The 13325-nt window shown below is 47.9% G+C and carries 7 protein-coding genes; 1 reads left to right on the top strand and 6 read right to left on the bottom strand.

What is annotated here, in order from left to right; genetic code table 11:
• Position 1 precedes the first annotated feature (1 nt).
• From H9Q13_RS16625 to H9Q13_RS16610, 4 genes are all read right to left on the bottom strand, one after another.
• Positions 2 to 1360 carry a RagB/SusD family nutrient uptake outer membrane protein gene (locus H9Q13_RS16625; protein ID WP_191184941.1) on the bottom strand — a complete coding sequence of 453 codons (1359 nt, stop codon included), beginning with the start codon at positions 1358 to 1360 and terminating at the stop codon, positions 2 to 4.
• A 29-nt stretch (positions 1361 to 1389) separates the two neighbouring features.
• Complete coding sequence (locus H9Q13_RS16620) at positions 1390 to 4593, bottom strand: SusC/RagA family TonB-linked outer membrane protein (RefSeq protein ID WP_191184940.1); 3204 nt, start codon at positions 4591 to 4593, stop codon at positions 1390 to 1392.
• 196 nt (positions 4594 to 4789) lie between these two features.
• On the bottom strand, positions 4790 to 6157 hold the full coding sequence (locus tag H9Q13_RS16615; RefSeq protein ID WP_224744357.1) for a redoxin domain-containing protein: 1368 nt from the start codon (positions 6155 to 6157) through the stop codon (positions 4790 to 4792).
• A 136-nt stretch (positions 6158 to 6293) separates the two neighbouring features.
• Complete coding sequence (locus H9Q13_RS16610; protein ID WP_191184939.1) at positions 6294 to 6593, bottom strand: hypothetical protein; 300 nt, start codon at positions 6591 to 6593, stop codon at positions 6294 to 6296.
• Positions 6594 to 7357: 764 nt separating this feature from the next.
• On the opposite strand from H9Q13_RS16610, the gene H9Q13_RS16605 reads away from it, so the two are divergent.
• Positions 7358 to 7621 (top strand): helix-turn-helix transcriptional regulator, encoded by a 264-nt coding sequence (locus H9Q13_RS16605; RefSeq protein ID WP_191184938.1) that lies wholly within the window; start codon positions 7358 to 7360, stop codon positions 7619 to 7621.
• A gap of 239 nt (positions 7622 to 7860) precedes the next feature.
• On the opposite strand, the gene H9Q13_RS16600 is transcribed toward H9Q13_RS16605, so the two are convergent.
• Both H9Q13_RS16600 and H9Q13_RS16595 read right to left on the bottom strand, forming a co-directional pair.
• On the bottom strand, positions 7861 to 9951 hold the full coding sequence (locus H9Q13_RS16600; RefSeq protein ID WP_191184937.1) for a hypothetical protein: 2091 nt from the start codon (positions 9949 to 9951) through the stop codon (positions 7861 to 7863).
• A 44-nt stretch (positions 9952 to 9995) separates the two neighbouring features.
• Entirely contained in the window at positions 9996 to 13151 is a 3156-nt protein-coding gene (locus H9Q13_RS16595) for a reverse transcriptase domain-containing protein (protein WP_191184936.1), read from the bottom strand.
• Positions 13152 to 13325 lie beyond the last annotated feature (174 nt).

Raw genomic sequence — 13325 nt, 5'->3', positions numbered from 1 at the left:
CCTAACGCGGGTTCTGTTGCATTCCGGAAAGCTCTATCACATCTTCGGGGATAGGCAGGGCATAGCGAGGGTCGTGGGGCGGCATGGTATACTCTTGGCCGTTTATTGTGCGGTTGATTGTAATACCTGCCCCATCGCGGTTGAAGCGTTTAAGGTCCATCCACCGCAGGCCCCGCATGACAAGCTCCTTGCGCCGTTCCTGCAAAACGATCTCCAAAGCCTCTGCTTGGTCGCCGGCCGTGAGGGGTACAAAGGTGCCATCCTTCCAGCGGGTGATCAGCAGCGCGTTTAAATCGTCAAGAGCCTCCGGGACTTTTCCCTGCCGGGCCCTGGCCTCTGCCCGGGTCAGGTATAGCTCGTCAGTGGCGATACCCCCGAAGAGACCCGAGTTGCTGTAGCTTCCCTTGAAGGCAAAAGAGCCGTCACCGTTGTTGCGAAAGAAAACTGTTTTGCGCAGGTCGTCGTCGGCATAGCTGTCATAAAGCTCTGGTACGATACGGGCGCGGCTGACGGCCAGGCTCGGGTTCAGAGACATGAGCAGGCTGTGCTGAACAACCTCTGGGTTGAAGCGTGCAATGGGAAAAGACGCCGCTGCGTTTAGGCTGCTGTAGTTCATCAATGTGGCGTTTAGTTGCAGGGCAGAGTCAGCGTAAACCTCGGCCAGGGGGTAGTTGCCCATGTACAGGTAAGTGCGTGCCAGCAGGCCGTAAGCCGCGGAACGGGAAGGGCGAATCACGTGCACCGGGGTGACCGGCAGCAGCGGTACTGCCGCTTTCAGGTCTAGGATGATGCGCTGAAAAGACTGTTCGACACTTGCCCTCACAGAGGGTTCGTTAAAGTCAGTACCCAAGCGCAGCGGAATACCCATATCTGTTGCAGCAGTGCCTTCCCGGTACACCGGTGCCCAGAGCAGGGCCGCCTGCAGGAAAGACGAGCCCCTGACAAACAGCGCCTGTCCTTTCACATTGTCCCATCGTGCGGCCTCTGCCGGAGTCCGATGAATCTTTTCAACTGTTTCCAGTACGGTATTGGCCGAGTACACAGACCGATACGCATAGTACCAGTCGTTGCGGCGCGGAAGGAACACACGGTCCTTCTCCCAGATGTAGGCGCGTCGGTACTCTTCCTCTGGCAGACCGGCCCAATCGACATCGGTCAGGTAATAATTATCGGCGCTTATTTCTGCCATACTGGGGTAATTGTTGGCTATCACGCTGTGGTCATCGAGCAGGGCCTCCAGGTCCTGTAGCGTGGCGGGCACGACCAGGGCATTATCCGGCTTCTCGTCCAAAAAGCTCTCACAGCCCGTGGCGGCAAACAGCAGTAGCAAGCACAGCATATGTTTGAGTTGGCGTTTCATGTTTTGACTCATTTTAAATTAGCGTTTGGTTAAAAGAAAGCCTTCAGGCCTAAGGCATAGCTGCGGGCAGGAGGAATGGTATAACGGCTCAGGTTGTAGTCCGGGTCAATGCCCAGTTTATTCGCTGTCCATAACAGGCCCAGGTTCTGGGCGTTGGCATAGACCTGAAGCCGCCTAAAGGGTAGTTTGCTTCCTTCGGTGGCAGAAAGTTCGTAGCTGGCCGTCAGGTACTGTAGCCGCACATGGTCTCCGCTCTCCACGAGTACCCCTGAACCGGCATAAAACGTGTCGCGGTTGCCGATGGCTGGGTAAATCTGGGAGGGTACGTAGGTGCTTGCTTCGTCCCCCGGTTGCTGCCAGCGGGCCGCATAGTCGGCATGGGCCAACCCAGTGCTATAAAGGTTGCCGTAATTGACTGACTCCCGGCGGAAGAAATAACCTAATTTATAACTCAGGCGGGCCGTGAGGGAAAAGCGTTTGTAAGTCAGTGTGCTGCCCAGCGAACCGAAATAAGTCGGTAGGGCAGAGCCGTGATAAACTAAATCTGAAACAAGCACGTCCGGCCCGAGCAGGGCGGTGTAGTCTGTGCTCACCTGCCCCTCCAGATAGCCCTGCGGGTCGCCTGTCTGCGGGCTCAGGCCAGCCCAGGGATAGGAGAAAATGGCATAGACCGGCCGACCTTCAACGCCTGATATGGTGGTGCCGCCGCTAATGAAGCGGCTTCCCCGCAGCTCTGAAAGGTGGTAGGCGGTAACCTTGTCTGCATAGTAGTTAAAATTCAGGTCGCTTTCCCAGTGGAAGCCGCCCCGGCGCAAGTGCACGCCCTGCAGGCGCACATCCACCCCGCTGCCTTCCATGCTGGCCACGTTCTTCACGGTTTCCCAGCCGATGCCGCTGGTGTAGTCGATCGATTCCCGTCCGAACAGGTCAGTGCCTTTTTTGCGGTAGTACTCCACGCTGCCGGAAAGCGCGTCACGGAGGAGCCGGAAGTCCAAGCCCAGGTTAAGCATGCGAGCCGTTTCCCATCGCAGTTCGGGGTTGGCAAAGTTATCAAAAGTGGCCCAGGGGGCCTGCGTCTGTGCCGAGAGGGCCAAGCGATAGGCAATGGTTGTAACGGCGGCCAGGCGCTGGTCCACGTTGCCGCTGTAGCCATAGGTAGCACGCAGCTTGAGGTAGGGCATCTGTTCCAACTGGAAGAATGGCTCCCGTGACAGCTCCCAACCCATGCCAGCGGACCAAAGCGGTTTCCAGCGGTCGTTAGCTTTTACGCCAAACAGGTTGGAGGCATCCTGGCGGGCGCTGCCTGTAAGTGTATAGCGTTGTTTGTAGGTATAGGCTGCATTCCCGAACATCGACACGAATCGCGTAAGTCTTGCGTACTGGCCGCTGTTGTCGGGGATATTTGAGAGCGAGCCGTTGACGATGGAGGGGTAAAGGTTCACATAGTCCACCTGCCCAAAGGTGAGCAGGTCCGGGTTGTAGCCGTAGCGACGGTTGCTATTGCCTGTGGCGCGGGTGTCACGTACCTCCCCGCCGGCCAGGGCCACAATGGTGTGCTCCCCAATGGTTTTATCGAAGTTAAACTGGCCACGTGCGTTATGCGCTTCCACCAGGTCATCAGACAGGTCCAGGATGCCGCCCCGGGGTACAATGAAAGTCAAAGCGCCGGTGGTGGGGTTAATTTGGGTATAGCGGTTCACGATGCTGCGGGCGCCATAGCTTTCCGGGTCCTGCAGGCGCTCACCCCGGGCCTGCTGGCGCTGGTACTGGTAGCGTAGGCTGGCTTCCAGACCGAAAGGTAAGGTATAACGCAGGCTACCGTGGCCGACCAGGTCATGCAGGTAGTCCACGCTGCGGTTGTGCAGGTGCTCTGTGAGTGGGTAATAGTTCCAGTCCAACAGCCTGCCATCACCGGCCGTCTCCTTCCATGATTGGCGGTAGTCCCGGGGCAGCGGCAGCGGATTGCCGTTGTCATCAGCAAAACGGGCATAAGGGTAGAGGTTGCCTGACTGGGAGGTGATGTCTCCGTAGGCGGGGCGCCCGCTGGTACTCTGGCTCTGGGTGTAGCGCAGCCCACTGGTCAGTTCCAGGTTCTTGAGGGGGCGTAGCGTGTGCTGCATGGCCAGGTTCAGGCGCTTGTAGCCTGCGTCCAGTACGCTCAGGTTGCGATCATAGCCGCCTGACAGGCGCCAGGCATGTGCGTCTGTGCCGCCCTGCAGGCCCAAGCTGTATTGCTGATTCACAGAGGTGCGATACATGTGTTGCAGGTAATCCTTGCGTACGTCACGGGAACGCAGGGCATTGAGCTGGGTTTGTGCCTCCTCTTCAGTGAGGGTGCCGTTGCGTTGGGCCAACAGGATCTCCACGGCGGGCGTAAGTGCCGGCCGGCTCGCGGAGTTGATCTGGCTGTTGTAGTGCCCCTTCTCAAAGAGAGACCGCTCCAAGTCGATATAGTCGGAGCTAGAGAGTTGCGGGAGTGAGAATAGATTCGGTTTTCCAGTGAACGTGACGTTGGTGTTAAACTCGGCGCGCAGAGGCTGATTGAAGCGACCTTTTCGGGTGGTAATCACAATAACGCCGTTGCCAGCGCGGGCACCCCAGATGGAGGCCGCTGCCGCATCCTTGAGGATGGTGACGCTTTCCACGTCATTCGGGTTGATATTGCGCAGGTCTCCCTCGTAGGGGAAATTGTCCACCACGATGAGCGGCTCGCGTGGCCCCTGGATAGTACTCAGGCCACGCACCAGGAACTGGCCTTGGGAACTCGTGCCCCGGTCCACCGTAAGACCGCTGGCAACTGCCTCCAGACGGCTGAGAACGTCGGTGCCTACCTGCTGCTGGAGCTGTTCGCTACTAACATGGGCAAAGGAGCCGGTGGCGCGTTCCTGCGGCAGGTCCTGGTACCCGGTGGATACCACTACTTCTCCTAACTGGCTCGTCTGCTCGGTAAGGGAAATAACCAGCAATTGCGGCAGGGGAGCAGGCAGTGCTTCTTCACGAGGCGTATAGCCCAGGAAGTGCGCCTGCAGTGTAGCTCCGGCCGGTACCGCCTGCAGGGTAAAGTAGCCGTCTGCATCGGCCGTGGTGCCCTGTTCGGTGCCTTTCACCAGCACGGTGGCCCCAGGCAGGGGCGACTGGTCGGCAGCGGAGAGAATCCTGCCCCGCACAGCCTGCTGGGCCAGCCCCCAGAGGGGTAGGAGCAGCAGGGAAAGAAAGAGTAAGGTACTTTTCATGTAGTTTATTTTTTAAGTGATGGATTGATTCAGGTTGTTTAGGGAGATTGGGGCGACCGGCAGGAACCACAGATCAGTAGGTTCCCAGGTAGCGCACAGGGTAACTATTCTCTAACCTTAAACTAAACAAAACTAACCCCTGGCGCCGCCGTTCCGCCCAGCTATAGCGAACCCGGCCGCCCCTGGTTTCCCAGGCTTATCTTTTAGCTTGCTGTGGTACGCCAGGCTTCTCTCGGATCACAAACACGGGCACTCTGCGTCGTGCCTGCCGCAGGTCCAGTCCCTGTCGCTGCAGCTCTCGCCTGAGGGCAGGCAAGTCTCCAACGCCCTCTGATAATTCGATGTCCACCAGTCCGTTGTAACCGGTACCGTCTACAACTTGCAATGTGATACCGCTATGATTGTTGAGGCGGCTGACCAGCGCCGAGAGGGGCATATTGCGCAGGAAGGGCTGCTTCTCCCGGAAAAGCTGGTTAGTAGGAGCACCGCCCTGTGAGGCAGGCAGCGCTTTGCCTTTTCGCACGAGCACCAGGCAATCCATGCGCCGCTGCTCCAGCGTAGCGTAGTAACCGGAGAAGGTGTTCAGGTCGCCCAGCATGTAGTGGAACAGGCTGTCAGCCTGGTGCGAAGGCACGACCAGGTCATAAGAGTAAAAGTGTCTTGCCTTCCAGTCTGTATCGGAGAGGGGAGATAGCTCAGGATAAAGGGCCGCGCTGTCACTTACTTCCACGCGCAGGCCTTTCGCCCCAAGCTCCGGGTACAGTGCCCGCTGCACGATACGGTACATCGTGAGCAGGGGCGTGTTGGTTAGTGCGGCACCGTTCACAGTATCCCCCTGCTGGCGGATGCGGTTGCCACTGGGCAGGCCGCTTACTTTCCCTTTCAGCAGAATGCTGTAACGAAGCATGTTCCCGGCGGGTAGCTCCTCCATCGTGAAGAGGGGGCGCGAAACGTCGATATCTTTTTTCTGGGGCAGCGCCGGCCGCTCCCTAGCCAGCATCTGGCGCACGTTCTCCGGGGTTACCTGGTCGGTGCCGGTAGTAGCCAGCAGCGTGCCGTCGGGGCCAATCCAGGCCACGTGCGGGATGAGGCGGTGCGGGAAGAGGTTGCCCAGTATAGTGTCGTTCACTACGGAGGGCAGGGCGTAGCATCTTCCGTCAGGGTGGCGCCAGCGCTCGAAGTATGCCTTTACCTTTTCTTCGGTGTCCTTGTTGGAACCTGAGTTAACCAGCAGCACCTGCACCTGGCCTTCGAACTCACGCTGGATGGCATCGAGCTTGGGCATGGCGGCCTTGCAGGTTCCGCACCAGGTGGCCCAGAAGTCCAGGATGAGCAATTTGCCTTTGAAGTCTGAGAGCCTGGCTGTTGGTGCCGAGTAGTTTATGAGCTCTTCCAGGTGCACGTCTGGCACGGGCTGCCCGACAGCCAGGCTTTGGCCCGTAGCAGGGACGGACTGGGCGCGCGCCATCTGAATAAGGAAGCCTGGTAATAACTGCAACAGCAGGATAAATAGTAAGAACAAAATGGGCATGAGGAGCCCGGGAAGCCATTTAGATGGTTTCATACAGGTGAAAATTTAGATAAAACAAAGGAATGGCCGCTTGCAAAAAACTTTGCAATGCAGCCCTATCGGCGGTGGGGTGTTAGCTTCCACTCACTCGGGTGGGCAGATCAGTAGCGCCCAGCTGTAGGTGGCGTGTTTACACATGGCGCTGGTCTCTTGCAAAGTAAAGGGTCATGGTAGCTTCCTCTTCCTGCCGTGGGGGCGGCAGGTCAGGTAGCTGGTATACAGCCGAAAGAAGAATTTCAATGTTTTCATAGAAGACCGTGAGTTTGTCTGTATGCAGCGGGTCGAGTTCGTTAAATGTAGCCAAAAGATGGGGGTGCTGGCTGTGCCACAGTGCTTCCTGCACCTCCTCGAAGGTATAGGACTGGCAGAAGTGCTGAATGATACATTGCGGGGTGGTGCAAGTAATCGTTTTTGCCTTTGTTGTTTCCATGGGTTTAGCTTGGTTAATGGACAAAAGTTTCCCTTGCTGCTTCCGGAAAAGAGCTGCTGAAGGTATAGTGTAAAATGGGACGACCGCTCCTGACTAGTAGCTACAGTCTGTGTTAAATGGAGCGGTAGGGGAAGAGGCAACTCACTCAGGGGGTGAGATGAGGAGGATCCAGTCTAGGTTGAAAAGTAATGACAGCACTTGAAATAGAAAGCATGAACCAAAGTAGTACCATTTCACTATTAGTAGTGTTTGATTAGTGCGGCAGGAAATTAAGAATAGGTTCGCTTCCATCGTTGAAATCTATAATTAGTTTATCAACCGAAGCCATTAGGGAAAGTACCAGAAATATAAAAGGCTGGACACCCGCCTGTCTTTGTCGCGAGGCTCTGGTAAAGCCCACTATTCTATTGAATAGTTCTCCACAAAAACATAAGCGAGCGCCAGCCCTATATCACAAATATAGAGTTTAGGCGCTTCACTTACACTCGCGGAGTTGAAATTTACCAGATTTCGCGGCGAGGCTTCGTAAGCAATGCACACCTTATTAGATATGTAATGCAGTTACAATCTTTATTTATACAATAGTCGTCTTGTAATAGCTAACTAAACGTAAATATTTAATACTTACTCAAATGTAATAAATAATAGACAAACAAACAATATTAATATACATTAAGTGTCTATTTATATACATTCAATGTCTATATAGTATTGATTTTCAAATTGTTATAGATAATTATATTTGCTTCTAGGTATACAGAAGCATGAAAAAAATAAGATTTAATAGAATCAGTATCGTTTTAGATGAATTTGATTTGGATCAAAAGGATCTTGCTGAGTTGATCGGTGTATCAAAAGATACTGTATCCAGGTGGTGTAGGAATGTGCATCAGCCAAAACTTCAGGATTTATACCATATAGCTAAAGCTTTACGAATTGATATTAGAAGGTTAATTGAGCCAACCTCATGGGAGAATGAAAAGGGGCTTTCTTTAGTAGAAAAGTTTAGATTGAATAAAAAGCAGTAAGATTTGTTTTTACAAACTTTTTGAAATAAAAGTACATCATTTTATACATATACTTGCACTTTGATTACCTTGTTTTGCTCGTTAAGGCTATTTCCTTATGAGACACGTTAGCGGTAGATAACTTCCCCAATGATTTCAAAAATGTAATTATCTTGTTTTGTTATAAAGTGAAGTTTTGACGGCGTTGTAGGAGAAGCTTATATCCTCAAGCTGTAAGGCTAGCACCCTATTTTAGCAATTTAAGGTTTGTCTGTCCAAAACGCTCCAGCTAAGGAACATTCTTCAAGCACTACGTAGACATCATTATCAAGGTATTTTGATGTGGTGCTGGTAAAATAATCCCCACTAGTTTTACCGCATCGCGCTTTCGAAACTATAGTAGAAAAGGCAAGGTGAATATCATTTTTCTGTATTGCCTCAAGTAGGTCTCTATTATCTTCCGGTATTTCAAGTTTGTATTTTAATCCATTTTCATCATTTGTAATGTCTTGGACCCAGTCAGGATTGATGCTTCTTCTCTTAACATAAATAACCCCATCGCCATTTACTAATTCGAAAAGATCCGGCTTGTTTGACTGACAGGAGTATCTACCTGAGAGCCATTTGTTCTGATTCTCAAGCCATACTCGGAAATCGCTATGCTTTAAGGGTATATGCTGATTTACTTTTAACCATTCCACGATCTCTGCTACATGACCGTATATTGATAGCTTTGCTTCCTTGTCTTCGAATGGCCATGCAAGCGTGAAAGAAACATACTTATCAGCCCTTTTACAAATAGATTTTAATAGTAAGTAGTATGCCTGAAGGGTTAATCCCAAGTTCTCTTCTACGTTATTTGGAGAGTGTAAAATTGTGGGATAATTAATGTAAGCGTCATGGCATTTGATCAATGCCAACCCATCTGGAATTGTCAGATCTTCTCCTAATCTATTCAACGCCTTTTTCACTTCTAGTGCATCAAACTCAATAATATCTATCTTACCGTTTTTGCTGGTGATAGTATCAGGGTTAATTATTGTCCTTTCAAAATCTAAAGTTACAGGGGAGGGTTTATGATATGAAACAAACAACCTTATGCCTTCTTCTCGCTTAAGTTTATAAGGGACTAAAGATTCTACTACACCCTTTGTTTGAAGAGGAATATCAAAATTTTCTCTCAATTTTCGATATTCCTCCTTATGACCAAAATACTCATATAGCAATGGATTATCTTGGAAATAATGAGTAGTTAAAGATTTCCAGGTTGATATACTTAGTTTACCATCTATTCTGAACAGCTTGGTGTAATCCGTATTTTTACCCGCCTTGTTGATTGGCTGTTCAAGACGTTGAAGCATTTGGTCTTCCTCATACATTCTAACTGCTCCATCAAAATGATCAAAGTAAAATGTATCTTTTAGATATATCGAGTGAATGTATCTACATCCATACATCTCCGCGCTTACTCCTAGGGTAGGGTTATCTTTAAGCTCTTCAAGCTCAAGAATCATACTTTCCTCATCACCCTTCCACCAGAATTGTGTTCCGGAAACACCGGAAAAAGTCCGTTGACCTTTATCGCATTCGTAATGAGTCACACCTAAAGGAATTTCGTCAATATTGTCATTGTATTTGGGACCCCACCAATATTCAAGTTCAATTTGCTCATTAAAGGTACTGGAATAACCTATTAGGTCATCATCCAGGGCTACTCTTAAAGTTATATCTGGGGTATCATTGAGCCGGATAAACTGGTCCAAAAAATGGTAATGGAAGTTGTTGTGACGAGAGAGGTTTCTTCGGAAAAAAGAATGACAAAAGATTGCAATCTCACTCTTCTTACACTTGAAAATACCCTGACCTAAATATTCAAAGCTCTCAAGGAGCTGATCTAAGTATACTAGGCCGTCTTTGTCCTTGAGGGTATGTAGTTCAGGATAAAGCCTGTAAAGTATTCCTTTTTCATGATAGGAAACACAACCGCAATAAATGTAATGACCAGTATCGTTAGTATAAGGGGACAACAGCTTCGAGAACTCATCTAAAAATGGTTTACAAAGCTCCTGGTTTCTTCTAATCAATTCATTTTGATAGACTCTATTAATATATTCTTGATCTTCATCAGTATCAGTAAGCAAATATAATGCAACCAGTCTTGTCGAATGGGGCTCAAAGTATAATCCTAGAGGAAAATTCCAGCCAATTGGTTTGTGGCTATCATGACCTAATAGAGAGGGAACCCCTGTTAAAGATTTTTGGAACATACTATCTTCTAATGCTCCAATAGTAAACCGGTAGCCATACCGGTTTACATTATCCCCATTTACAACGGCTAGCTGTTTAAACATATCGACTGTGCCTTTAATTCATTTACTTCTTCGCAAAGAGCCTTTTACCAAAGCTTTCTATTATCGTGAACTTTGAACCCTGGAGGAGTTGATTTAAAGGTTTTAGAGTCTTCCTGAAGCGAAAAGTTCTTCATTTGAAACTCACGCAGTCCTTCAATATCAATTTCTCCGGTAACGATTTGAACGTGCTCACCTCCCTTAATTCTTACAAGATCCTTTGTGGCAGTAGCAGAGGGCTGTGAGATTCTGCTGTCTCCCCAGGATGAGTCGTTTACTTGGATAACATAAGCGTGAATATCCCTGGAGGAGGACTCTAAAATGTTGGAGAAGTAGTTCGTGTCCCTGTTGTGTTCAACCGCAATTACAAAGTCCACGTTTCCTTTGAGGGTAGCTCTCTTCGTGATATCTGCAAACTCAAAACAATTGAAGACACTAAACATAAGCCCGTTCCAGTCATAAACTCTAAGTTTGTGCTTATTTCTATCTATACTCGGGGGAACTGAAAATCCAACGTGCCCATTGATTAGCTTTTCTTCAGAATGAGAATAGTCCCGCTTCAGGCGTAAGTCAACGAATGCATTCCTGTATACTTTATGCTTAAACGGAAGTATTGTTACCACATAGTTGTACACAACCCCATCAAGATCTGCTACATGCTCCACACCACAGATAAGGGCGATATTGTTCCGCCTTACATAGTCCGTTATGTTTCCAAGCCATGCGAAAGGAATCGATATCTCAGGAAAGACCACAATGTCACACTTTGTTCGAGCAGCTTCGTTAAGCATGTGACAAAGATCTAAATACCTGTCGAAGCTTAAGTTAGGGGTGCCAAGGAAGGAGCGTATTGAGTTCTTGGCATCAACTTTCATGTTCGCCATTGCAACCTTTACTTTCTTCTTACCTGGTCTGTTCCCAAGTTTTATAAGTTTAAAGTCGGCATTATTCAGCTTGTTATCATCCTTACTGTGCTTAGGGTCATTTGAGAAGTAGGTAGGATATTCCGCTAAAAACTTGTCTATAATTAGGCTATAATGGTCTTCGTTGAATTCGTTCTGTATAACGTCCGGGTCAGCTGGCAGTTCTGGAGCATTAGCAGGGGAGTCAGGAAAGCCTTCAAGTTCATCCTGAGTAGTATGATTTAGCAGGAGGTATTCTACATTTAATGCTGCTCCGCTTTTATCCTCTGCTGTGCCATAGTGTTTGGCGAGTGCATAGAACAAGCATACTTCATGAAAATGAATAAATCGGGGTGAATACCTGATTTTCAAATTATCCTCTGTAGCAAGCTTTAGTGTCTTACCCTTAATACTATTGTTGTCAATATAGTTTAGCCGATCAACCTTATCAACTTTAGGCCTATTAAAAACACAATAGTTAAGTAGAGGAAATGATATATAATTATGCCTAAGCAAATTGGAATGGATTAGCTGCTCAGCGTTCTGTTTAATTGCCTCCAGATGATCTTTAAGAGTGCCAGCAGCAAAGCCTGTATGCTCCTTGAAATCCTTGTGCAAATGCTCTATAACTTTACTTTCAAAAGCAGAAAGATTCAGCGTGGCAGCCATTGACAGGCTGTTGAACAGTTGCTGGATCAAATCAACCCTTAACCACTCTGTTATATCGTCATCATTATTAGCATAGTTTAGTCTTGAAGTGGAATACTTAACCTTTACAATTTCATCCAGCAAATATTTTGTAAAAGCAATTACCTTATCATACCTCTTGTTGATTATGTAGAAAGCAAAGATCTTCTCCCACATACCGTTAAGTTCGATACTATTCAACCCTTTAAAGAAATCCTCAAGGTTCTTACAAACCTGCTCAATCTTTCCGCCTTCAAGGGCTTGCGTGTTTTTAGAGGCACTTATGAGCAAAGAGAGGTGCCTGGATGCCTGAAGCTTATCATACCTGAAGCCTTCGATCGAACGCACCTTATTTATGGAATCAGAGTAACTTATGTGTGATGATGCCTTATCAAAAGAATCTATCAAGCTGTCTTCCTCTGGCAACAATCTAAACTCACTGCTGTTCTTCCTGATGTTTTCCTCAAATTCCTCTAGAAGGCTTATAGGTTCATCTTTCAGGAAATTAAACAGTTTTACCTTCGATTGCTGGAAGATAAGTGTATTACCCTTATAATCTATCTTGAAATCATAATCAATTGATGTGTTTTGTTCCCCTTCATTAGCTGTTTTTTCCTCTCTTCTTAGCTGCAATACATCACTTCTTTCTAAAGGCTTGGCAATACACCTGTCAATGAATGATGCAACAGGATCAGCCTCTTTTGTGATATTAGCCGGAGACTTAAACACAAGCATAATATCATCCACGTAACGCCCATAGAATAGTGGATTTACAAGTTCTTCTACCTGTGTATCAAAATCTTTGAAGTAGTAATTTGCAAGAATACTAGAGGAAACTAAGCCTATCGGCAATATTTTTCTATCATTTCCCAAAACATTAGCATCTATCAAGACTTTCAGATAGGCAGCATGTATTTTTGACAATTGATGGTTCAGCCATTTATCCGATCGCTTCTTTACCTGAATCTCCTCATTTAGGTCAAAGTCAACAGAATGATAAAAGTCCTTTATATCGAGGTTCAGAATCGCGGTATCCATCCCCTCTGTGTGCATACGCTTAGCTTTCTGGATCGTGTTGTTCCTCCAATCGGTGTATCTCTCATGGTATTTTTTGAACAGCTTAATGCCCTTATTATAAATATCATTGTCCATGTTACGATGCAGTCTGTTTGCATAACATGCATCTGACAGCTCACCATCCAGTACGTGTCCTATGCGCATTACCCACAGAACAGAGAGTAGATGAATCTCGATAGGGCAGTCGATGAAGCATGTCAGGCGGGAGCACTCATAGCTACCACTACTCCTTTGGTTTGTAAAGAATACGCCCTTGAAGTTGGCCGGTGTCTCACCCTGGAGTTGTTTAGGGTATGCTATGAACTTAATCTCCCCAATTAACTGCTCAAAGTATTTGTCGTCCCGTAATAATATTTGCTTAGCAAGAGCGTTCAGCTTATTATCGATATCTGCAGATTCGTATCCAGCTAATTGCAGACGAATAGGTAATGAGTAGTTCTCATTGTAGATCAGAGATTTAAACTTTCTGTAGGCCGTAAATATTTCCTCTTCTACTTTAGAGATGCGGTGAAGTAAGATCTGGGGTTTGTCTGCCATAGCTTTACAGTATAGTATTATATACAAATTAAGCTTTAATATTAGGAATATTAAATATATGAGTAGTTAATTATTAAGCTTATCTCCAACGAGATGTACTGAGTTGTCTCTTACATTAGCCCTTGTTGATGTTTAAGAACAATCCGAACTGTACCTTCTGCATTGATTCAGTTT

The sequence above is a fragment of the Pontibacter aquaedesilientis genome, from assembly GCF_014773225.1.
In the GTDB taxonomy this organism is placed as follows: Bacteria; Bacteroidota; Bacteroidia; order Cytophagales; family Hymenobacteraceae; genus Pontibacter; species Pontibacter aquaedesilientis.
The sequence above is the reverse complement of the archived record's forward strand: the minus strand, read 5'-3'. Positions and strand labels throughout refer to the sequence as shown.